The sequence below is a fragment of the Caldivirga sp. MU80 genome (genome assembly GCF_001663375.1).
Lineage (GTDB): Archaea > Thermoproteota > Thermoprotei > Thermoproteales > Thermocladiaceae > Caldivirga.
Genome location: NZ_LCTF01000003.1, coordinates 1 through 22,454, shown reverse-complemented (window position 1 = coordinate 22,454; position 22,454 = coordinate 1). Strand labels below are relative to the sequence as shown.

Annotated in this window: 22 protein-coding genes and 1 tRNA gene; 8 read left to right on the top strand and 15 right to left on the bottom strand. The window is 47.9% G+C overall.

What is annotated here, in order from left to right:
- Window positions 1-181: 181 nt before the first annotated feature.
- Window positions 182-2,053: a helicase C-terminal domain-containing protein gene (locus tag AAX04_RS01235; protein WP_066792979.1), complete on the bottom strand. Its 1,872-nt coding sequence runs from the start codon at window positions 2,051-2,053 to the stop codon at window positions 182-184.
- Between the two features lie 216 nt (window positions 2,054-2,269).
- On the opposite strand from AAX04_RS01235, the gene AAX04_RS01230 reads away from it, so the two are divergent.
- Window positions 2,270-3,298: an FAD-binding oxidoreductase gene (locus AAX04_RS01230; protein WP_066792978.1), complete on the top strand. Its 1,029-nt coding sequence runs from the start codon at window positions 2,270-2,272 to the stop codon at window positions 3,296-3,298.
- Between the two features lie 84 nt (window positions 3,299-3,382).
- Here the strand turns inward: AAX04_RS01230 and AAX04_RS01225 are convergent, their stop codons facing one another.
- The gene (locus AAX04_RS01225) at window positions 3,383-3,748 is read right to left on the bottom strand and encodes a hypothetical protein (RefSeq protein WP_066792976.1); all 366 of its coding nucleotides are present in this window, start codon (window positions 3,746-3,748) and stop codon (window positions 3,383-3,385) included.
- Between the two features lie 139 nt (window positions 3,749-3,887).
- Between AAX04_RS01225 and AAX04_RS01220 the strand changes: the two genes are divergently transcribed.
- Window positions 3,888-4,163 carry a hypothetical protein gene (locus tag AAX04_RS01220; RefSeq protein WP_066792974.1) on the top strand — a complete coding sequence of 92 codons (276 nt, stop codon included), beginning with the start codon at window positions 3,888-3,890 and terminating at the stop codon, window positions 4,161-4,163.
- Window positions 4,164-4,265: 102 nt separating this feature from the next.
- Here AAX04_RS01220 and AAX04_RS01215 read toward each other — a convergent pair whose 3' ends face one another.
- Entirely contained in the window at window positions 4,266-4,784 is a 519-nt protein-coding gene (locus AAX04_RS01215) for an aldo/keto reductase (RefSeq protein ID WP_238377750.1), read from the bottom strand.
- Window positions 4,785-4,825: 41 nt separating this feature from the next.
- Window positions 4,826-5,284 carry an aldo/keto reductase gene (locus tag AAX04_RS01210; RefSeq protein WP_066792972.1) on the bottom strand — a complete coding sequence of 153 codons (459 nt, stop codon included), beginning with the start codon at window positions 5,282-5,284 and terminating at the stop codon, window positions 4,826-4,828.
- Window positions 5,285-5,393: 109 nt separating this feature from the next.
- Between AAX04_RS01210 and AAX04_RS01205 the strand changes: the two genes are divergently transcribed.
- The 3 genes from AAX04_RS01205 to ppdK all read left to right on the top strand — a co-directional run bounded on the left by AAX04_RS01205 (window position 5,394) and on the right by ppdK (window position 10,538).
- A complete protein-coding gene (locus AAX04_RS01205; RefSeq protein WP_066792970.1) occupies window positions 5,394-6,722 on the top strand; it encodes a hypothetical protein in 1,329 nt (442 codons plus the stop codon).
- Window positions 6,723-6,829: 107 nt separating this feature from the next.
- The gene (locus AAX04_RS01200; protein ID WP_084761129.1) at window positions 6,830-7,678 is read left to right on the top strand and encodes a serine protein kinase RIO; all 849 of its coding nucleotides are present in this window, start codon (window positions 6,830-6,832) and stop codon (window positions 7,676-7,678) included.
- Between the two features lie 184 nt (window positions 7,679-7,862).
- Window positions 7,863-10,538, top strand: coding sequence for a pyruvate, phosphate dikinase (gene ppdK, locus AAX04_RS01195; protein ID WP_066792968.1), 2,676 nt, complete (start codon window positions 7,863-7,865; stop codon window positions 10,536-10,538).
- 16 nt (window positions 10,539-10,554) lie between these two features.
- Here the strand turns inward: ppdK and AAX04_RS01190 are convergent, their stop codons facing one another.
- The 5 genes from AAX04_RS01190 to AAX04_RS01170 all read right to left on the bottom strand — a co-directional run bounded on the left by AAX04_RS01190 (window position 10,555) and on the right by AAX04_RS01170 (window position 13,797).
- A complete protein-coding gene (locus AAX04_RS01190) occupies window positions 10,555-11,460 on the bottom strand; it encodes a polyprenyl synthetase family protein (protein ID WP_066792966.1) in 906 nt (301 codons plus the stop codon).
- Between the two features lie 56 nt (window positions 11,461-11,516).
- A complete protein-coding gene (locus AAX04_RS01185) occupies window positions 11,517-12,356 on the bottom strand; it encodes a carbon-nitrogen hydrolase family protein (protein ID WP_066792964.1) in 840 nt (279 codons plus the stop codon).
- A 57-nt stretch (window positions 12,357-12,413) separates the two neighbouring features.
- Window positions 12,414-12,905, bottom strand: a complete 492-nt coding sequence (locus tag AAX04_RS01180; protein WP_066793087.1) for a 30S ribosomal protein S13 — start codon at window positions 12,903-12,905, stop codon at window positions 12,414-12,416.
- Between the two features lie 189 nt (window positions 12,906-13,094).
- Window positions 13,095-13,182, bottom strand: a tRNA-Leu gene (locus AAX04_RS01175).
- A gap of 87 nt (window positions 13,183-13,269) precedes the next feature.
- Window positions 13,270-13,797: a hypothetical protein gene (locus tag AAX04_RS01170; RefSeq protein ID WP_066792962.1), complete on the bottom strand. Its 528-nt coding sequence runs from the start codon at window positions 13,795-13,797 to the stop codon at window positions 13,270-13,272.
- A 223-nt stretch (window positions 13,798-14,020) separates the two neighbouring features.
- Between AAX04_RS01170 and AAX04_RS01165 the strand changes: the two genes are divergently transcribed.
- From AAX04_RS01165 to gapN, 3 genes are all read left to right on the top strand, one after another.
- A complete protein-coding gene (locus tag AAX04_RS01165; protein ID WP_066792960.1) occupies window positions 14,021-15,166 on the top strand; it encodes a cobalamin-independent methionine synthase II family protein in 1,146 nt (381 codons plus the stop codon).
- Window positions 15,167-15,243: 77 nt separating this feature from the next.
- Entirely contained in the window at window positions 15,244-15,807 is a 564-nt protein-coding gene (locus AAX04_RS01160; RefSeq protein WP_066792958.1) for a KH domain-containing protein, read from the top strand.
- Window positions 15,808-15,927: 120 nt separating this feature from the next.
- A complete protein-coding gene (gapN, locus tag AAX04_RS01155) occupies window positions 15,928-17,469 on the top strand; it encodes an NADP-dependent glyceraldehyde-3-phosphate dehydrogenase (protein WP_066792956.1) in 1,542 nt (513 codons plus the stop codon).
- A gap of 42 nt (window positions 17,470-17,511) precedes the next feature.
- Here the strand turns inward: gapN and AAX04_RS01150 are convergent, their stop codons facing one another.
- The 6 genes from AAX04_RS01150 to AAX04_RS01125 form a co-directional block, all read right to left on the bottom strand.
- Complete coding sequence (locus AAX04_RS01150; RefSeq protein WP_156519635.1) at window positions 17,512-17,712, bottom strand: hypothetical protein; 201 nt, start codon at window positions 17,710-17,712, stop codon at window positions 17,512-17,514.
- Window positions 17,712-18,689, bottom strand: a complete 978-nt coding sequence (locus AAX04_RS01145) for a hypothetical protein (protein WP_066792952.1) — start codon at window positions 18,687-18,689, stop codon at window positions 17,712-17,714. Before AAX04_RS01145 ends, AAX04_RS01150 begins: the two co-directional genes overlap by 1 nt.
- Window positions 18,674-19,660 (bottom strand): deoxyhypusine synthase, encoded by a 987-nt coding sequence (locus AAX04_RS01140; protein WP_066792950.1) that lies wholly within the window; start codon window positions 19,658-19,660, stop codon window positions 18,674-18,676. The genes AAX04_RS01145 and AAX04_RS01140 overlap by 16 nt, the downstream gene beginning before the upstream one ends.
- A gap of 78 nt (window positions 19,661-19,738) precedes the next feature.
- Window positions 19,739-20,401 (bottom strand): methyltransferase domain-containing protein, encoded by a 663-nt coding sequence (locus tag AAX04_RS01135; protein WP_066792948.1) that lies wholly within the window; start codon window positions 20,399-20,401, stop codon window positions 19,739-19,741.
- 161 nt (window positions 20,402-20,562) lie between these two features.
- The gene (proC, locus tag AAX04_RS01130) at window positions 20,563-21,405 is read right to left on the bottom strand and encodes a pyrroline-5-carboxylate reductase (RefSeq protein ID WP_084761127.1); all 843 of its coding nucleotides are present in this window, start codon (window positions 21,403-21,405) and stop codon (window positions 20,563-20,565) included.
- Between the two features lie 111 nt (window positions 21,406-21,516).
- Window positions 21,517-22,454, bottom strand: a 938-nt coding sequence (locus AAX04_RS01125; RefSeq protein WP_156519634.1) for an AAA family ATPase, incomplete at its 5' end; no start/stop codon positions are given.

Below are 22,454 nucleotides of genomic sequence, written 5' to 3'. Positions count from 1 at the left end.
AGCCCTTTAGGGTGGGGTTACCCCACGTAGTGGGTTCGTAGCAATAGATTATAAAATTATAAAACTCCGGCTTTCCCAATACCTCAGTAGCCCGCGTTAAAGGCGGGTAACCTCCAAGACCCCCCAGGGAACCCTTGCCCTCAAAGGGTGGGGAAGGGGTCAAACGGCAACAGCAGTAACCTTAGCTACGCGCCGAGAACTCCCTAATCATTTTAATCAACTCACCCTCATTAGGTGGTAACTTAATATCCGGTAGGTATTTGCTTATCTCATGCCAAATCATTGGGTTATCCTTAAATCTGTAATCCATGAAAACTATGAAGACTCTATCTTTATCCGACCTCAACCCTCTACCAATGGCCTGCTTAACCTTAACCAGGGCATTCCAAGTGTATACTGCATGCCATGCGTCATCGTAGTTAGCCCTAGACTTAACAACGTCAACGAGTCCATTCATGAAGTCGTTGGGCTCCGGGTAGGGTACACCAACTATGGCCACTACATCAATGTAATTAACATCATTAAGCCTGAATTCAATACCCTCCACAAGCTTGCCGCCGGCCACGGCTAGGATGAGCTTGTGGGGATTGACCTTCATTGATGCCAATACTTCATCAATGGTGGTTGTACCTATCTCCACCACAAGGTCCACGTCACGCCTAATGTACTTCCTAGTGGCCTTAAGCGTGTCGTAGGATGGGAAAACAGCCAGCACACTATGCCTAACAGCATCGTAAATGTCCATTAGGGTTTGGGCAATCCTACCGTACTGCTCCTCATCCCTCTCAGTGTACTTGGTGGTGACCTCCCCGTATATGGCTGCCTTAACGTTGGATGGCTTAATGTACTCCATTAGTCCTATTCTCAATTCGCTCACCTTGACGTTAACCCCAAGTAGGCTGGTGAATAACCTAGTGGGGGGCATGGTGCCGCTCATGGCTATGAAACCATGTGCATTGTTCATAACGACCGACGCCGCAACCGATGGATCCATCAACCTGCTCACCACTGCCCTACCTTCACTGCTCATTGATAGGAAGAGTGCCTTATCCTTCGGCATCTTTATTATTGACCTGTAGAAGTCTATTATGTCACTCAACGCTGAACCAGCAAGTAAAATGCCCCTACTCCTCTTAGCCATTAGCACCTCGTCGAGCGCCTCGTCTAGGTATTCAACGTCATTGAAGTACTCAAGCACCTTAGATGAATCAATCCTCTTTTCACTCTGCTCACCTAAATCTGCGAATAAATCTTTGAAGAGAGCCCTTAACGATGCTAAGGCCCTTAGGGCCCCGGCCTTAATGTTAATGTCCTCTACGAACTTCCTCACATCTGACGTAGCCGCCTTAACCATGGACTCGGTTAAGTACTGGGTGTTTAGGTCCAGTATGGCGTAGGGTAGGTTATGGGCCTCATCTATTATGAGGATTGACGACTTCAGGTCTAGGTTAACCACCTCTGGGGCGTTTAGGGAGAATAGGTAGTAGTACGACAACACAACAACCTTGGCGTTGCCTATAAGCATCCTAGACGCATCATAGGGGCATACGCCGAGTTTACACACGGACTTAACGTAATCCGCCGGTGACTCTAAGCCAGCCACCGTATCCATGAATAAGCTACCGTCAACCCCACTTTCCCTTAACTTAACGTGGTAGCTGCATTGCCCAGTCCTCTTTAGGTAGTTACACTCCATGAGGAAGTCCCTATACGGCAACCTGGAGGTTGAGGATATGCAACACATCCTCGCCCTATTCCTAATGAGGACGTACGGTATGAAAACCCCCTTAATCTTAAACAACCTGCTAATCTCCCTCATGGGGACTGCCGCCTGGTTATTAGTCCTAATCATGTAAACTATCTTCACGGGTTCACCCTCACTGTACGCTAAAGCCGCCGCCAGAGCGGCGGCAGTCTTACCAACCCCAGTGGGTGCCTCAACAATGATGCCCCTACCTTCACCTAGCTTATCGTATATGAAGTCCGCGATCCTAGCCTGCAGTGGCCTCCAATCCCCATACGGCAGATACCTACTCACCTTAGCGTTAACCATTAAGCTTGACGTTAACGGCAACCCAGATTTAAAAACCTATGGTGCATCATTAAAGCCCATTAACATGAAGTTAACCCACACCACCTCAACTTAATGCGCATTAGAGCCAAGCATCATTTAATCCACGTTCACTGCGCGAATGAAGATGAGCGGGGTTAGGCTGTTTAAGGGTGATGAATCATAAGCTTAATTAAGGTTGGGCCCAGGGCGCATGTAATGAGGGTAGTGGTTGTTGGTGGAGGCATCGCAGCAGTGTTCACGGCGCATTACCTAACCCTAATGGGCGTTGAGGCAGTTGTCATAGGTGACAGGCCCAAGTATCCATTAACCACTCTTGTCCTAACACAATCAATGCCTCATGTTGATGACGTACTCCTAGCCAAGGAGAGCCTTGAGGTTTATAGGCAGTTCACTAATCCCAGGGCCATAACATCAATAGACATAATGCCCAGGTGGGTTAGTCTAGATTCACTTAAGCTGGCTGGGGTCAGGTATAGGATTATTGAAGATGCCGAGTGGGTTAGGTTGAACAGTGATGAGTTCATAGTGGAGACCACGGACTACCTTATACCAGTTAGGCGTGTGGTGAATTACCTGAGGGGTAGGTTAAGGGTTATTGATGCTAGGGCACGGTTAAAGGTTGTAAATGGCTCACTGGTGGTTATTGCCAATGGCGTAAGGTACACGGGTGACGTTGTGGTGTTGGCTGCGGGGCCAGGTAACTCTGACCTAGCCTCACAGGTTGGTTTAAAACTACCCCTAAGGAGGTATCAATGCTATGCGTCGCTTATGACCGGGCCGGGTAGGATAATGAAACTGAGCATAGGTGACGACGTGCTTGGGTGGTATAGCAGGCCATTCATACCCGGGTTATTCATAGCCGGTGACGGATGTGGTAAACCTGGCGAGTGGGCGCCGTTGGACTATGGCTGGCGCATAGCCCGTTTAGTGTCGAGGAGGTTTGGCTGGGCGATACCCATCCTAACCAGGTCAGGGACCTGTGAGGTGTCGCCAAGCGGAGGCCCAGTGTACGGTGAGGTTAAGGATGGGCTCTACGTCCTTGGGGGCCTGGACGGCTACGGCTCAATGGTTGGCCCGGCATTGGCGAGGAGACTGGCTGAACTAGTGGTTACCGGTAAGGCGCCTATTGACGACTATAGAGTAGAGAAGTACCTAGAATTCAACAGTAACTGGGACCCATGCACCGTGGAGAGGCATAACTGGCTCACTGTGGTTAAACAATAACTTAAGCCATAGGCAACCACCCACTTAATGAAAGCTTACTGGTCCTCATGGAAGAACATGCGCATCGGTTAACAGTTAATGGTGTTAAATAACTCTAATTATCGATAGACCGAACAATATGAGTAGTATTGCATCTGTTGTTAAGCAGTATAGGCAGTAGGCGCCCTTCTTGATCTGTAGGTAAATGCCCCATGCACCGATGGCTAATCCAACTAGCGATAGGGCGGCCACGTATAGGTGTAGGTTAATGGCTATTAAAAACGCCATTAAGGCCAACGTAACCATGGCCCCAATGGCCATGAGAAGCCTAATCCTCCTAGGCACCAGGAAGCTGAATAACTCGCAGTTGAAAACCCCAGGTAGGCAGGCGTTTACCCTCCTGGAGTTCTCATACACGTAGTAAGCCATCAAAGCAGACCCGGCCACTGGAAGCGCAATCAGAGGGTTCATAGGCCCACGGGTAATGAGGGTTATTAAGGTTGAATGATGCTTGCTTAAAATGCAGTGTTAACCTATTTTATAATGTCATGTTAAGCCCACGACTTAGGTTAGTGGTATGTTTTTTAAACATGAACCGAATGATTGAGTTATGGAGCCAGGTGGCAGGAGGGTTATGGGTAGGAAGTACATGGTTATAATACTTAGGATTAGTGACGACGCTGAGATTAACCAGTATAACAAGGAGTTTGTGAAGAACCTCCTGAGCGAAAGTATTGCATGGTGGCACAGTTATCTGGGTGTTAATGATAATTTATCACTGGACAAGTGGGGTATATACCTAGTGGAGTGGGCTGACGAGGTTATGGTGGCTAGGATTCTTAACGCCCTCGGTAGGGGAAGGGACTACATTGAGGGTAAGATATGAGGACCCGTTAAAGCACCAAAGATGGTGCATTGGGGATTACTTTAAATACGCACATTAGTGGATGTAGTTACTCGCATCACTTAAGGCTCAATTAATAGTTATTTATTGGCTAAGCCTAATGCTAATTAACTCATCGTAAAGCCTCTCCAAGTCCCCTAAAACCCTTGGGCTTAGGTAACCGCCGTCAGCCGCTTCAACGTACTCCTCAAGCTCCTTAACCGACGTCACGGTGACTATCACTGTTGATACTGGGTAGGATAGGATGAATTTCAGGGCTAGTTGGCTCAGGGTTATGCCCAGTTGATCACTGATGGGCTTAACGTACTCATCAACTATGGCCTTGGCCTTAATTAACCAATCCCTCCTCCTCAAGCTCCTGTGGTCGCTGGGTGGGAAGCTTTGGGTGAAGTTATTCGTCAGCACGTTTGAGGCATGTGGAACCCTGGTTATTAATCCAACACCCCCTTCAACACCTGCACGTATCAATGCCCTACCGGGCTCCTGTTCCAGGGCGTTGAAGACGAACATTATTGACTCGTAACCCTCCTCAATGGCGGCTAGGCCTTCATTAAGTACGTTGACAACGGGCAAGTCTCGCCATTTATGGCGGGGTTGCCCCACTATGTGGGGATTTAGCGATAGCTTTATAAAGACTAGCTCCGCTAGGGTTTTAGTGCTTGGGGTGGTGCCCCCGAGAGGGGGTTTCCTACGTTAGATGAGCCGGTGGGGCGATACCCCACTGTTTCCACCACCCCAAGAACAAAACCATTAACCCCCAAAGAGGGGGCAACGCCCAAGACCCCAGCAGTGAAAACCCCGTCCCACTGGGACGGGAAGGGGGTCATTAACCTTACCCCCTCGTGTTGGTGAATGTTGTAACTAACCTTAGTGAAGACATTGACGTCATAACCCCTTAACTCCTCGCCCAAAACCCTCTCACTTAGGCCATTACCATATACGTCAGCCGTATCGAAGGTGTTCACCCCCAGGTCCAGTGCCCTCTTTATTATAGCCCTGGCATCATCAAGGGGCACATCACCGTACATGCCTCCTATGAACCAAGCCCCAAGCCCAATCTCAGACACGGTGAGGCCAGTTTTACCCAAGGCCCTATACCTCATTAAGTCTCACCGTACAGTTGAATTTAAATCGCTTCTGCGCTTCACCACAAGGGCATTCGAATAGGGAAAGGTTTATCTATGTTTATGATGCTGATCTGGGTGGTAGGCTATGAGATTGGTGGCATTAGGCATATTAATGGTGGCCATGCTTTCGTTAGTATCCTTAATTGGCCTAGGGGTTTACGTCCCCTCTTCACCTACGCCACCGGTTTACGTTACTAAATCCTACGCTGTGTCAATGAACCTCGCCCACTCAGAGCCATCCTTATCCTACGTGGAGTCCCTTAGGCTTAGTGAACCGTTAACCTACAGTGAACTGGTTAGTGAGGAGAATGCCACAGCCCCTTGGATTGGGGCCGCCAACCTAAGCTTCACCCTGGTGATAACCAACGCCACCCCAACATCCTACCCCATTGTGCTTAAGTCAACATCACTCAGTAATAGTACTGGGGGTGTTAGGTGGATCCTCAACGTAACCTACCCCCTTAACGGTGGGTTGCAGAACCCGCTTACGCTTAAGGCCAGGTGGTTCGTATTAATCACCACACACATTAATGGCCTCAACTACACCGTGTACGCCTTTGAAACAGGCTACGAGACCCTGGGTGAGGTTTTAGGCAACTTAACGGTGCCCGGGGGCTACCTGCTGATGTATAATGGCTACAGGTACAGCCTATGGCACCACTATCTCTACGAGGGCTCACTCCACTACGTCGTCCCCCTACCTGGCGTGGTTACGTTCTACACCTGGTTTGGTAATGACCTAAACACCAGTAGTAGGGTTATGCCGCTCCCTCCTGAGATTAATGAGCAGGGGGAGTTCCCATTATACCTAAGGTACTTCACTGTGGAATTGAATCAGTACGTTAATTATACCACCGCCTACTCCGCAACGGCTGGTGTCAATTACGTGTTGGGTAATGAAACTGACTACGGTTACGACATATTCAGTGTGCCTAGGTTAGCTCCACTGGGCCCCTTAACCTACTATACACCACTGATACTATACCCCAATGGTACTTTAATTAACCCATCATGCCTGCCATTAAGCTACGGGCTAAGTGTTGTGTTTCAATTTGAGAATCCAGCATACGGCACCTTCACACCAATCACACTCTTCAACGAGACCTCCCAAGCCACCGGCTTAACCTTAATCAACGGATCATTACTGCTTGGCGGCTTCTTAATCAGCTACGACTTCTATAACCTAACCAAAATACTGGCAACTCCACTTAATGGTCTACTAACCCAGGGGGTTAACTATGCTGGGTGCGAAATCCAGGTAGGTAACTTAGACGTACCCATTAAACTGTTTAATGGAAGTCTAGTTAAGGATAATGCCCAGGGTGGTTCAACTAAGGGGGTTACTGCTCATGTATTGTTCATGGCATGGCTATTAAGGTTATTTAAACTAATTAGATTGCTAGGGTTTTATTAAGCACTTAGATAGTTGAAGTAGAGCTTAAGGCGCGTTCTTACCTTGAGCTAGGTACGTGGGATAACAGGAGGTAAATGCTTATTAACGTCCTGCATGAACTTAACCCTGTGCCTAATGATGAAACCAGGATTGAGAGGGATAGGATTGAGAAGAGGAGGTTTAGGATAAAGGATATTGACCAGCTTAAGCTAGTTGATGATGTTTTCAACGAATACACCCTTAAGGCCCTTTACGAGTTAATGAACAGGAGGATTGTACTTGAGGTTTATGGTCCAATTGCACAGGGTAAGGAGGCTAAGGTAATATGGGGTAAGGACTATGATGGTAGGGACATTGCGCTTAAGGTTTACTACACACTAGCCAACAGGTTCATTAATAGGGACCCCTACATAATGGGTGATAGGAGGTTTACCCGTAAGCCAAGTAACCCATTTAAGTTTGCCAGTATGTGGTGTAGGAAGGAGTTTAGGAACATGAAGAGGGCCTATGATGCCATGGTCACGGTACCTAAGCCAATAGCCTTCTACAGCAACATACTTGTCATGGAGTTCATAGGCGATGAAGGTGTACCCGCACCAACCCTAAAGGATGCGCCCCCGGAGGATGCGCAGGCGGCTTACATTGACGTGGTTCTTAACGTGGAGAAGGCCTTCATAGCCGGTAGGCTCATTCACGCAGATTTAAGCGAATACAACATCCTGAATTGGAACAATAAACTGTTCATAATAGACTGGGGGTCAGCTGTTGACGCCTCACACCCAAACCTAGTAGAGTTGCTGACCAGGGATATTAGGACCATAAACAGGTTTTTTGATAGGCTGGGTGCATTGACCATAGATGAGGGGGAGTTGGTTAATGCGTTGATTAGGAGGAGTAGGGGAAGGTATGAGTTCATTGATGGCAGGTTAATGATTGATGGTGAGGACTTGTTAAGTTACCTTAAATTTAATGTGTGAAGTGATGATCCACACGCGTTGCTTTTTCATCATTTCACTTAGCATATTGATAAATACTTAAATCGATGTATATTCACGGCATTGAAGTAAACGTATTACTGCCGCTAATGATTAAGTACAATATTTTGTTTAAAATCTCTTTAAAGGGAGTAATGTTTAAAAAGATTAAGTTAAGTGAGGGGCGATGGCTAGGAAGTACGTGCTAACGTTTGAGGAGGCAAACCCAGATGATGTTAAGCTCCTTGGGGGTAAGGCAACAAGCCTCGTATTAATGACTAGGTTGGGCCTACCGGTACCTCCAGGCTTCACGATAACCACAGTGGCCTGTAGGGAGTATTATAGGGTTGGTGAGAAGCTGCCGGAGGGGCTAATGGATGAGGTTATTGAGGGTGTAAGGTACCTTGAGGCTAAGACAGGTAGGAAATTCGGCGGTGAGGATAACCCACTACTGGTCAGTGTCAGGTCTGGTGCAGCGGTTTCAATGCCAGGCATGATGGATACGGTGCTTAACGTCGGTTTGAACGATAGGACCCTGCAGGGCTTCATAAGGTTCATAGGGAGCGAGCACGCCGCATACGATGCATACAGGAGATTCCTGGCGATGTTCGGAAGGATAGTGCTTGGGATACCTGAGGAGGAGTTTAACAAGCCGCTTGACGAGATTAAGAGGAAGTACGGCGTCAAGGAGGACCCTGAAATACCACTACAGGGCCTTAAGGAGCTTGTTGAGATTTATAAGCAAGTTTACCTAAGGAGGGTGGGTAAGATTATTGATGATCCATGGGAGCAGTTAAGGCTATCAATAGAGGCGGTCTTTAAGTCATGGAACTCACCGAGGGCTAGGTTCTACAGGGAGGCGAATAAGATAACCCCCGACATAGCTGACTGCACGGCTGCATCAGTGGTCACCATGGTCTTCGGCAATGCTGATTGGAGGTCAGCCACAGGCGTAGTCTTCTCAAGGAACCCAGCCACAGGTGAGGATGAACTTTACGGGGAGTACCTACCCTATGCCCAGGGTGAGGATGTTGTAGCCGGTATTAGGACGCCTAAGCCGATTTCAGAGCTTAAGAAGGAGATGCCTGAGGTTTATGAGCAGCTCTACAATGGGGTTAAGCTCATTGAGAGGACTAAGAAGGCTGTACAGGACGTGGAGTTCACTATTGAGAAGGGTAAGCTCTGGTTCCTGCAAACCAGGAACGCCAAGATGAACCCACTGGCCATGATTAAGGTTGCCGTTGATATGGTTAAGCAGGGTTGGATGACCAAGGAGGAGGCTGTCATGACCATTAAACCCCAGCACATACTGCAGGTCCTTTACCCAAGGATTGATGAGGCCAAGGCGCCTAAGCCAATAGCCAAGGGCATAGCCGCATCACCAGGTGCCGTGAGTGGGCAGGCGGTCTTTGACCCAGATTCAGCCGTGGAGTGGGCTAAGGCAGGTAAGAGGGTTATTCTGGTTAGGGAGGAGACTAAGCCAGATGATGTGCATGGATTCTATGCCTCAGTGGGCATACTGACCAGTAGGGGTGGTGCAACAAGCCACGCCGCAGTGGTGGCTAGGGCAATAGGTAGGCCAGCCGTGGTGGGGGCGGAGGGCCTTAAGATAGACTACTCCACGAGGACTGCTAGGGCAGGTGATGCAGTTATTAAGGAGGGTGACTGGGTCACCATAGATGGCTTCACCGGCAACGTCTACATCGGCCAGGTCCCAACCATCGAGCCGAAGCTGCCACCCGAATTCTACGAGCTACTTAACATGGCTGACTCAGTGTCCGTGTTCGGGGTTAAGGCTAATGCGGATACACCCGAGGACGCATCCATAGCCAGGAGGTTTGGGGCTAAGGGAATCGGCCTACTTAGGACTGAGAGGATGTTTAGGGCGCCTGGTAGGCTTGAGTTATTCAGGAGCGTGATACTGTCCGCCAACGCAGATGAGAGGAGAGATGCCTTAAACAAGCTGGCAGAGTTAATGAGGAGGGACTTCGAGGAGATATTCGAAATAATGGAGGGTTACCCAGTCACCGTTAGGCTTTTCGACCCACCGCTTCACGAATTCCTACCTAACATAGAGGAGCTCGTGGCTGATGTAACCAAGGCGAGGGCCCTGGGTAGACCTGACGTTGAGAAAGAGTCCCTACTGGCCAGGGTTAAGGCTTTAATGGAGGCTAACCCGATGATGGGTCATAGGGGTGTTAGGCTAGGCATAACCTTCCCAGACATTTACGCAGCCCAGGTTAGAGCTATACTTGAGGCTGCCCTTGAACTCAAGAAGAGGGGTAAGAGCATACAGGTCCAGATAATGATACCTCAGGTTTCCGAGTACAAGGAGCTTGAATACATCATAAACAACGTCGTTAAGCCAACCGCCGAGGACGTGTTTAAGAGGTATGGTGACCGTGTGGAGTTTAAGGTTGGCACAATGATGGAGACCGTTAGGGCCTGCCTAACGGCCGATAGGATAGCCAAGGTCGTGGACTTCATGAGCTTCGGCACTAATGACCTAACGCAGGCGGTCTTCAGCTTCAGTAGGGATGACGTGGAGAACAAGTTCATGAGCCAGTACCTCGGCCTAGGCATACTACCCTATGATCCATTCGTAACTATTGATCGTGACGGTGTAGCTAAGTTGATGAAGATAGCTGTGGATTTAGCTAGGAGCGTTAAGCCGGATATTGAGGTCGGTATATGCGGTGAGCATGGTGGTGACGCAGACTCCATTAGGATACTCGCAGAGGTGGTTGGCAGAGGCTTGGACTACTTCAGTGCATCACCGTACAGAGTCCCAGTGGCTAGGCTTGTTGCCGCCCAGGAATCGCTTAAGATACTCGGCAGGGCGCCTAAGGTCGCTGAATACTAGGGATGTATTAAAAATCCTAAGTACTCTTAAACCCAGTGCCTTTTTCCTTAATTTCAATTATAGGATGCTTAAGATAATTAATAATACCCATGAACACGGAGCTGCCCCGTATAGCCGCCGCCGTGGCCTCAGCCTCACTTATGTAACTCATAAACAAGTTAACCGCATCCCCAAGTGGGTTGCTGGAGCCCTCCACCTTCAATGCGTCAATTATGTTAACATCAACGCTTCTTAGGCCGCTTGGATTATCCTTATCAAGATTAAGGTAATCTATTATATCATCTCTTATTTGGTAGGCAACCCCAAGCTTCTCCCCAAGTAGCCTAAGTAGGCTAGTGACGTCATCATTAACATTAGCCACGTAGCCACCTAGGGCTATTGCGGCGGCTATTAGGGACGCGGTCTTATTCTCAATTATCCTCATGTAAATGTCCATATTGATCTTGCCGTTTAACTTGTATTCAAGCTCATAGGACTGGCCTATGGCTAACCTTAAGGCCGCGTTGGTGAGCTCCATGGTCACCTTCATGGTCCTGGACTTAAGTGAGTACTCTATAGCCTTAGCTATAAGCAGGTCGCTTGCTAATATGGTGTATTCTGTGCCGTACCTCTTAAATGGTGTTTCAGATCCCCTCCTAACCAGGTGACCGTCTATTATATCATCCTGGAGTAGGGTGGCCATGTGTATTAGCTCTACTGCTATGGCTGGGTTAACGGCATCGTTAACATTACCACCCAACGTATACGTGGTTATTAGGGTTAGTAGGGGCCTAATCATCTTACCTTTATTACGTATGTAGTGCATTGCGGACTCCCTAAGGTTAGACGACATATTAACACCCCTAAGCAAGCCATCAAGTTCATTAATGACTAATCCCAATGCATCAGTAACCTCCCTAGGCAATGCTGCTTCAAGGGCCATATCTAACCATTGAATGCGTGATGTATGTTTTTATATTTTTCCGCGGTTATCGGTGTTTAATATGCCCTATACGTTGATTTGTAGTTCCTGTACAGGTACCTTACATCATCAAGCGTGTAATCCTTAAGTATTGGCCTAATCGACCTAAAGTTATCAACAAGGTTGGGGTCTATCTCAGCCACCACGACATCCTCCTCATAGTACTTAGCCTTAGCAATAACCTCACCCAGTGGGTCAACGATGAAGCTTCCACCAAAGAAGCCTAAGCCATCGTACTGGCCCACCGTGTTAACGTAGACAACGTAGGACACGTTCTCCATGGCCCTAGCCCTAATAAAGGTTTCAAAGTGGGTCCTAGACATATCCGGTGCAGCGCTTATGTAGAACTGGACCTTAGCCCCCTTAAGCATGAGAGACCTGGATATTTCCGGGTAGAAGGCGTCGTAGCATATTGCTAAGCCAACCTTAACACCATTTATTGAGAAAACCGGCGCATCACCCTTACCCACCCCAAAGTACCTGGCCTCATCAAAAACCCCGTAACTTGGTAGATGCCTCTTCCTGTAGAGTGAAATTAAGCCCCCCTCACCCACGGCTATGGCTGAGTTATACACAACGCCAGAGTCCTTGTCCCTTTCAGACATGCCCGTTATTATGGTGCACCTACCCTCCCTAGCTATGTTAACCAACTCATTAACGATTTTGCCATCGAACGGTTCAGCTAACTGTAGGTGAAGGTCCCTGGACATGTAGCCATGTATGTACAGTTCAGGGGTCACCAAGACCTCGTTACCATCACCCCTGCAATTCCTCCTAGCATAATCCCTAAGCCTACCTATGTTGTACTCTGGGTCACCTAATTTACTCGCGTATTGAAGCATGTGGATCCTCAGCATAATGAGCATCTTACCAGGGAAGTTAATAAGCGTTATTAGGACTGCTAATAGGCCATTTTAACCCTGACCACCCCCTCCTCCACCACCGGCGCTAGCGGCCGTCTTCTTACGTTGAACGCCGGCAACTGGCCCAAGCCTACCCGTTGTCCTCGTCCTCTGCCCCCTAACCTTTAAACCTAGGTTGTGCCTAATGCCCCTCCATGAGAGTATGCGCTTCTCTCTCTCAATGTCGTTCCTAGCTGCCAGTATCAGGTCAGCGCCTATCAGGTGAACATTCCTACCTGTCTCAGGGTCCTTAGGCCTATTAACGAACCAACCTGGGGCAACCTGGTGTAGGTTTCTAATACTCCAGTCAAGTTTCCTAACCATATCCTCACTTAACTCACCCAACCTAACCAGTGGGTTAATGCCCAGGTTCCTGCATATCGCCACAGCGGTCGATACACCGATACCCTTAATTCTAGCTAAGGCGTAGGCAACAGCCTTAGACCCATCAAGGTCAGTATCCCCTATACGTACTATCTGCCTACCCTGACCAGTCTCAGCCATTAATGAACTAAACCAACCACCCTTTATAAGCATATCTCAATTTAAGGAACCCCACAAAAGTGGATCCAAACCATGTTAACCGGGTTGGATAATACCATGAACATTATCTTCACCAGCTACATAAATACGTCATTACTGTGTAATGCATGCATAAATTTATGAAAAGAAACTTGAAGTAGCATTTGCAAATGGTGCGGGGGGTGGGATTTGAACCCACGCAGGCCTACGCCAACGGATCTTAAGTCCGCCCCCTTTGACCAGGCTCGGGCACCCCCGCTTAACTATTCCACTGCATGATTAACTTTTAAGCGTTTCTCTATGTTTAAATATTATTGTTAATCAACGGGATCGCGCCATCCCCTCCCTACTTGAACATAATGAGTATCACTAGGCCAATTAGCTTAATTAAGTCCCCCATTATTGATATGTAGGGGTCCTTAACCAGTATTATAGGTAATCCAACCGTGAACACCACGGCTCCCCAGAAGAACACGTGTGTTGCAGCTTTAATCAACCTACCTTCAATGCCTAGGAGCGTTAGGTATAGGGATACGCCTGCTATTGGTTCTAGGAAGTAACCCAGCACTATTAGATCCGCCCCGAGGAATGAATGAATAGTGAGGAGTACTAGGCCGATTAGGGTTATTGCTAATGCTGCTGGTGCCGCATAAACCATCAGCGTCCTTACCCTTAACCTGGCTGAGGCATAGAATACGTAGGCCACTATGCCCATTAACCATAGAACCCACATTATGGCCAACGCCCATTGCGCAAATATTGCCTGTAGACCCATTAACGCTACGCCGAAGAGGACAACCAGAATTAGTACGGCGGCAGCCACACTAACCACGTTACCCAACTTAACGTAACCCCATATATCAACATTACTCATGAACATGCACAGAATTTATAACCCTTAAATAGTATCGCCCTCACTTACCAGCCCCTTAGTTTACGTTTCGGTAAGTGTTATTAGGTGGCGGCTTGTTGAACCCAGTAGTGATGATGGGTATCAAACCTGATGATTGATGACCTCACGACGAGCTGATGGCAAAGCTAAAGGTTGCGTAGATTCCATTGAAATGCTTTTAAATAACCCCCATTACGCATTATTAATGGTTGAGGAGACCTTCATAACCTCCGTGGTTGGTAGTTTCCCAAGGCCCAGGTGGCTTATTGAGGCCTTTGAGGCGTTCAGTAGGGGTAAGATGGATAAGGATGAGTATGAGGAGTACGTTAACGATGCAGTGAAGTTGACGGTTAAGGAGGAGGAGTTGGCCGGCATAGACGTGTTGACTGATGGGGAGCAGAGGAGGACAAGCTTCGTCGCCTTCGTCGGCCAGAAGATACCGGGCTTCAAGGTAATGCACATATCCGAGATAAACCCGCAGGGCATTGAAATAATGAAGCGCTACAAGGCCCAGTTAACCTACTATAGGCCCGTTGCGGTGGGGCCTATTGAGGATAAGCCGTTCACCGTGGATGAGGCTTCATTCACCCTGAGTATAACCAATAGGAGGGTTAAGGTAACCATACCAAGCCCTTACCTGATAATGTGGGAGGCTTGGCACGCCAAGTACTCTAAGGATTACTACAAGGAACCTGAGGAGTTGGCTGAACAGTACCTTAAACTGGTTAGGAATGAGATAGTTAGGTTAAGGGAACTGGGCGTCCACTTTGTCCAACTGGATGAACCAATGCTCGGCGACTTGATTGAGGCTACGGAGAATGAACCAGATAGATACAGGAAGGTCCTCCAGGAGCTTAATGGGCAGAGGTATAGGGGTTTTAGGAACGAACTCAGCTTGGCTAAGGACTTAATAAACGAGACAATTAAGGGTATTGACGGCGTTAGGATAGGGATGCACATGGACAGGTGGCCTAACCCCGATTCCCCATTCTACGGTATTGGTTACGAGAGGCTAGCCCCCGATGTAGTTGACATTAAGGTTAAGCAGTACGTGCTGGAGTACGCAAGCCCAGGTAGTGGTGACCCAGCCAAGTTCGCCCAACTTCTACCCCAGGATAGGGAGATTGGGCTAGGTGTAATTGAGGTTAGGGGGAGTAGGGTTGAGGAGCCCAGTGAGGTTGTGGCTAGGGCTGAGAGGCTTGCCAGGGTCCTCGACCCATCTAGGATATGGCTAAACCCAGACTGCGGATTCGGAGTTGGCATGTTTAGGAAGTACAGCAGGAAGATAGCCTTCGCCAAGCTACGCTCCATGGTTGAGGCAGCCAAGCAATTGAGAAGGAAGTACTCTTAAAGTAATTTAAAACCAGTGGCTTTGGTTTAAAGGTTAAGGTTTATTTAGAGCAGCTTAACAAACCCGCTGAGGGAGCCATGTCGTACTACTTCGGCGGACCCTTAGAGATTCCCCTAGAGAGGGCTAGAATTCTAATTAATAATGACGTTAAGGATGCCATTGAGGGTAGGTTGAAGGTTAAGGTTGAGGTGAAGGATGATTCAGTGGTGCTAACCCCAACTAATGAGTCCAAACCTGACTCAGTCATAAAGGCCAGACAGATAATACAAGCATTATCACTGGGATTCCCCAGGGAGGATGCCTTGGAGTTGCTTAGTGATGACAAGTACCTTGAAACCATTGACCTAGGGGACTATGTGGGTAAGGATAAGGAGAACCACATGAGTAGGATTAGGGCACTGATAATCGGCGAGAATGGTAGGGTTAAGAGGAACCTGGAGGAGTTAACGGAAACTAGGATAGCCGTTAAGGATAGGGTTGTGGGTATAATCGGTGACTACGATAATGCTAGAGCAGCCAGGGAGGCCGTGGTGATGCTGATTAACGGTAAGCAGCCCTCAACCATTTATAGGTGGCTTCAGAGGTGGAGGAGGGAATTGAACCTAAGGCGGGTTGAGGGGGGATTTACCGGGTACACTTAGTGGTTGCTGAATTGGCTTGATATTGTCGTTGCAATGCTACTTAGGGGGGATTTACCGGGTACACTTAGTTTAACCGAGAAACCCCGAATCATTTAAAAGCCTTATCCAAGGCTAGTAAGTATGGTGGAGGTTAAGGGGAAGGTTAAGGTTGAGGTTAAGTCACCAGACCTATCATCAATACTTAAGGTTGGGCCTGATGGAACACCTTTATTCCCAACCTACATAAATGGCCAATGGTACACCGGTGATTCCTGGATTGACGTTAAGTCGCCAATAGACCTATCCATAATAGCCAAGGTACCACGTTTACCGGGCAACATTACGGAGCAGGCCATTGAAACCACGTATAGGGAGGGTAGGTGGGCTATTCGTGACATGCCTGGTCAAAGAAGGCTTGAGGTATTTCATAAGGCTGCGGATTTGCTTGATAAGTTCAGGGATGACTTCGTCAACATCCTTGTGGCTAATGCAGGTAAAACTAGGTCAGCGGCCAATGGTGAAGTTAACTCGGCCATTGAGAGACTCAGGAGACTTGACCTTGATGTTAGGGGTTTACAGGGTGATTACGTGCCAGGTGACTGGAGTGTTGATGCTCTTGAGAGTGAGGCTATTGTTAAGAGGGAGCCGGTGGGCGTCGTCTTAGCCATAGTCCCATTTAACTACCCACTCTTCGACACGGTCAATAAGATAGCCTACTCAGCCATAGCTGGCAACGCCGTGTTGATTAAACCCGCCTCAGCTGACCCATTGCCAACTATACTCTTCGCCAGGGTACTTGAGCTGGCGGGCTTCCCACCTAAGGCATTGGCTGTGTTAACGATACCAGGCAGGGATATGGGTAAGGTGGTTTCGGATAGGAGGATAGGGGTTATTTCACTCACGGGTAGCACGGAGACTGGTGTTGAGGTTATCAGGGAGGCTGGAATCAAACAATTCGTAATGGAATTGGGAGGCGGTGACCCAGCCATAGTGCTCAACGATGCTGACCCTAAGTGGGCTGCGCAGAGAATCGCAATAGGCATATACAGTTATGCCGGCCAAAGGTGCGATGCCGTTAAATTCATATTCGCCGAACCTGGTGTTTATGACCAACTTAAGGCAAGCCTAATAGAGGAGCTCTCCAAGGTTAAGGTTGGTGACCCAAGGGACCCTGAGACAGTAATGGGGCCGTTGATTGATGAGGCCACCGCTGATGAGGTGGTTAAGGCAACGCAAGATGCAGTCTCCAAGGGGGGTAGGGTTCTTTATGGTGGTAGGAAACTGGGGCCAACTTACATTGAACCAACCCTGATTGAGGTGGACTCAGGTAGGGTTAAGGACCTTTACCTCTACAACAAGGAGGTTTTCGCCGCAATAACAGTGTTGGTTAAGGTTAAGGACCTTGATGAGGCAATTGAGCTTGCCAATGGTAGGAGGTATGGGCTTGACGCAGCCATATTCAGCAATGACGTTAGTAAGATTAGGAAGGCTGCTAGGCTGCTTGAGGTTGGGGCCGTTTACGTCAACGACTACCCAAGGCACGGCATAGGGTACTACCCATTCGGTGGTAGGAAGGATTCGGGCATAGGGAGGGAGGGCCTAGGCTATACCCTTGAGTATGTCACCGCCTACAAGGCCATTGTTTACAATTACAGGGGTAAGGGTGTTTGGAGGTACTCGTAATGCGTTAACTCGTTAAACAGCGTTACGTTAACTCATATTGATTCAACGACGCCTAACCCGTTTAGTGGCTAAACCCCTAGCCATACCATACACGAACACTGACCAGGCGGCAACAATAATTATACCAACAGCCACGAGGAGCCATGGGTTACCGAGGACGCGTGCAATAGCACCCAGTATGGCCATGCCAATTAACAGGAGAGCCCATGAGACAACGGTTAGGTATAGTGCCGACTTAACCATTAGACCCACCTAAACAAGTAAAGTACAATGAATAATAATATAGTTAAGGCGGTGACCATGTTAAATAACATGTAGAATCCCCTCACCACCTTACCTTCGTCGCCAGGCTCATCAATCACTATCATCTTCATTAGTGTTAATGTTGAGCCTTCATCAAGGTTCGGGTATATTACGTAGTTGTTCATGTATGTTGATGGCTTAAGCTTCTCCCTAGACTTAATGCCCCTGGAGCTGACCACTATTAGTAGGCCGTTGACCACATAGGGTACCATAACCAGTAGTATTAATGTACCTAACCCACTGTACAGTATTAAACCAGAGACTAATGCACCAAGCGCATATGTGCCGCCATTACCGTTGAATAACTTGGCCGGGTACTTGTTAAGCGCGAACAAAACCACTGATGGTACTAGTAGCGTCAGTGTCATTTGAAGTAATGCAACGTTACTGGTTATTATTGAGTAGGCTAGGGGTATTATTGATGTTAATATCATTGAGTATGGTACAACTCCATTAACCACATCCATCATGTTTATTGCGTTTGAGAACACTCCATAAACGGCAATTGTCAGTATTGCCACGACTATTGGGTTTGAGAAGTGTCCTATTATCGGGAAGTAGAGGTAGTCGAAGTTACCCATAATAACCAACACCGCCAATGGGTAAAGCACAGAGGCACCAACTCTAAGTAGTTCATGGACATTTGTGAAGTCGTCCACTAGGCCTATTACGCCTAGGACTATGGGCGTTGTATAGAATACTATACCATAGGTTGGGTTGATACCTAAGCCCCCTAACCCCGTTAAGGCCAATGAAACGGTTACATATGCCAGTATGACTAAGCCACCTAGCTTAGGTATGAGGGGCCTGTTGGGTTTATGAACATCAGGCGCTAAGGCACACTTACACTTCAAGATAACGTAGGCTGCTATTATCGATGCCAAGGTTGATGATGCAACCACTATTGGCAACTCCATGGGTAAACACCCATATTCCTACTCCTAAATTTAATCTCGGAGGCTATGTAGTTGAACAGTATTGGTATTGTTATTGTCGCATCAGCAACGACAAACGTCGACATGGCGCTCGGCTTAACCTTACCCCAGCTAATAGCCTCCTTAGGCCTGGCACCGCTTAGAGACCCATCCCACTCCGTTGCCGTGGTTAAGTAAACTACGTAGTCTAGGCCGCCCTTAAACTGACTCCACCATATGACATGGTGCTTACTAATACCCCCACCAATCACCACCGCGCCCAGTCTCTTACTTGAGTAAACTATGTTCATTAACTCCTCTTCATCCCTAAGCACATTAACGTTAACCCTCCTACCCCCACTCCTAGCCCTCTGAACCTCATTGAACGTTAATATTGCCGTACCGAAGGCACCGTCCACAAAACCAGGTATGTAAATTGGTACACATGACTTCCTGGCGGCCTTTATTAACGAGGAGTCGTCCAGCTCATCAGCCATTAACCACAGGAGCTCCCTCACACCAATCTCATCCTTGTTAACCCGGCTTAGGGTTGCGTGGACCGCCTTCTCAACCAATGGTCCATAGTGCTCCCTCCTGACGAACACGTTACCTATCCTATGGATCCCCTTATCCAGGAGCTCGGAATCATCAACATCGAATGAACCCTTAAAGTAAACTCCCCCAAGGGACTTAGCCACATCATGATCCACCGTACCCGCCGTGGTTATGACAACATCCGCCAACCCCCTCTCAATAATCCCCCTTAAAATCCCCCTAAGCCCCGTGGATACTAAATTAGCCGTGAAGGAGAGTATTACCGTTACGTCTGGGTCACTGTACATCGACTTAAGTATATTCGCTGCATCATAAAGGTTCCTGGCCATGAAGCCGCCAATTAGGTTATACGACTCAATAAGGTCCTTAATCGACTCGGCACCCAATTCAGCGTCAGTAACCTTCTCCTCATGGATCATGATGCGTGTACTTGATGTGGGTGTTTTAACTTTTACTCCAGGTTTTGATCTTTAGCCTTAATGCGATCTCTAGGGTACCTATTTGACGACCTTAACCTCCTTAACAACCCCCAGCTTCTCTAATTCATTAATAATCTCCCTAACCCTCCTCATGGTTAAGCCCGTCTTCTCAGCTATCTCCTCTATTGACCTACGCCCATCAAGCAGCTTAGCCACATCAGAGTACTCACTGGGTATGTTAACCTGGACTTGGTTAGGTATTGGTATTTCAGCACCAGGTATCTTGTATAGGTATATCTTGTGGCTCCTCCACTCTTCATAGACGTCCTCGGCCAGTAGGGGTTTCCAACCTGGAACCTCGAAATCATGGCTAACAACCCTGGTCCCTGGCCTTAACTCCCTTTCAAGTTTAGGTCTGAGCATTTGGTTAACGCTGGTTAGCAGGTACATGGTTATCACATCGGCATCGCCTATCGGAACCTCGAAGAAGTTGCCGTGAATAACCTTAACCACGTTCTCCAGGTTGAGTTCCTTAACCCTTCTGAGGGTTTGCTCATAAAGGTCATTCCTTATCTCGACGCACACGGCCCTGGCGCCAAACTCCTTAGCAGCCATTATCACTATCCTACCGTCACCACAACCAAGGTCGTAAACAACCTCGCCGGGCTTTACACCACTGACCTGAAGCATCCTCCTTACAACGACCTCTGGGGTTGGTACATATGGTACATCGTACGGCATGTTAGGCATTAGTAAGGGGGAGTTTTAAAACATAGCTCACATAGTCTTATGGACAAATTAGAAGCCTAGCGCTTAAATGTTGAAATAGCATTTTTATTGACTAATTATCATAAATAGTAGCGTATGTTTTTAATATTTTCCCTAGTTAGTAAAATAAAGCCTTACTTACTGCTTTCCGAATCATGAAGGTTATTCTCTATCGTATCCTCAATAATCCTCTGAACCTCCATGCTTCTCCTGTAGGCTGATTCAACAACACCCATTAATAGGCCTTTAAGGCCCCTCTCCTCAGCGTATTTAATGCCGCTTATGGTTACGCCACCTGGGGTAGCTACATCACTAACTATCTCCCAGGGCTTTCTAGAGTTGAGTAACTTAGCCCCAGACTCTATGACATCTATTGAGAGTGACCAGGCCAGGTCTGATGGTAAACCCACGAGTATGCCAGCCTCCCAAAGGGCCTCGGCAATCATGGCTACGTAGGCAGGCCCTGAGCCACTTAAGGCGGTTATGGCATTCATATACTCCTCATCAACAAGGTAACACTTACCAACGGTGTTGAATAAGTTGCAGGTAAACTCAACATCTAAGTCCGTAGCCCTGGGACCCCTTGAAACAGCGGTTACCCCTGAACCCTCCAGTATTGATATGTTGGGCATGGCCCTAATAACCCTAGCCCTGGTCAACTTACCCAGTACCCTGGTTGATAGGCCTGCAACCACTGATATAAGTAGCTTAGAATCGTTAAGCAGCGCCCCAATATCCTTAACCACATCGATGACTTGCCTAGGCTTAACCGCCAGGATAACAACCTCAGCACCTTTGACAATCTCCCTATTGCTGAGGGTTACCTGAATCTCCGGTAACTCCTCTTGAACCTTCCTTAACCTACGTTCACTTTTAACCGACCCAGCCACTTCATTACCCTGAATCCCCATCTTTAGCAGTGCCTTAACCATTGCCGTACCTATTTTACCCAAGCCGATTACTGCATACTTGGCAATAAAACCACCCCAATCAACCCTAGTAGCTACTTACTTTAAAGCATTACACTATGGAGTCTAATGGGTGATCTAATGGAGGCTATTAGTGAGGATCCAGGGCTAGTGGCTGAATTATAGGCCTCTAATTACCCTACTGAGCATCCTTGACATTTCATCGTACTTCCTAAGTACTTCAACACTTAATGATGGCTGAACTCTCTGGAAGGCTACTTGAAAGTGCCTCATGGTTACTGCAACGTCTGAGGGCATTTTAGTTGATGTAACGGCCTCCCTAAGCGCCATCATGGAAGCCTCCCTAACGATGGCTGCTATATCAGCCCCAGTGTAGAGCGACACGTATAGTTTAAATTCCCTGAGCGACTCAAGGCCATTACCCTGTGATTGGCTACCACCAGCGTTCTCAAACACATCAGCAAGTGCCTTAACTATGTTGGCCATAGCCCTTAACCCACTGTTACCCTTAAAGTCACCACCAGTTAGCATTGCCTTGACGTGGTTAAGTGCCTCAGTTAATTTTGCAACCTCATCCCTATTAACATCACTATGACCCTCTATCTCACTCAACGCCGACTCCACCGCATCACTGACCTTGCTCTTAAATTCCTGAACCCTAATGTTGAGTTGCGTAAGCGCCTTCTCGGCTGATAAAACCCTAATTGCCTCGGCTAACTCCTGGACATTAACATCACTAGACAGCTTAACTCTCCTTGTGTGCACCTTCAGTATCTCAAGCACAGCATCCCTGTCGGGTGGTGGTACGTATATTATTCTGTCGAACCTCCCAGGCCTTAACAGCGCTGGGTCAAGTATATCAGGCCTGTTAGTTGCCGCTATCACGACAACGTTACGCAAGGGGGCTATACCATCCATCTCTGCGAGTATTTGGTTAACTATCCTGTCGGTTGCCCCACTATCTATCCTATACCCTCTTGCTGGTGCTATTGCGTCTATTTCGTCGAAGAATACTACGCATGGTGCTGCCATTCTTGCTTTTTTGAATATTTCCCTTATTGCCTTTTCTGATTCACCGAACCACTTGCTTAGTATTT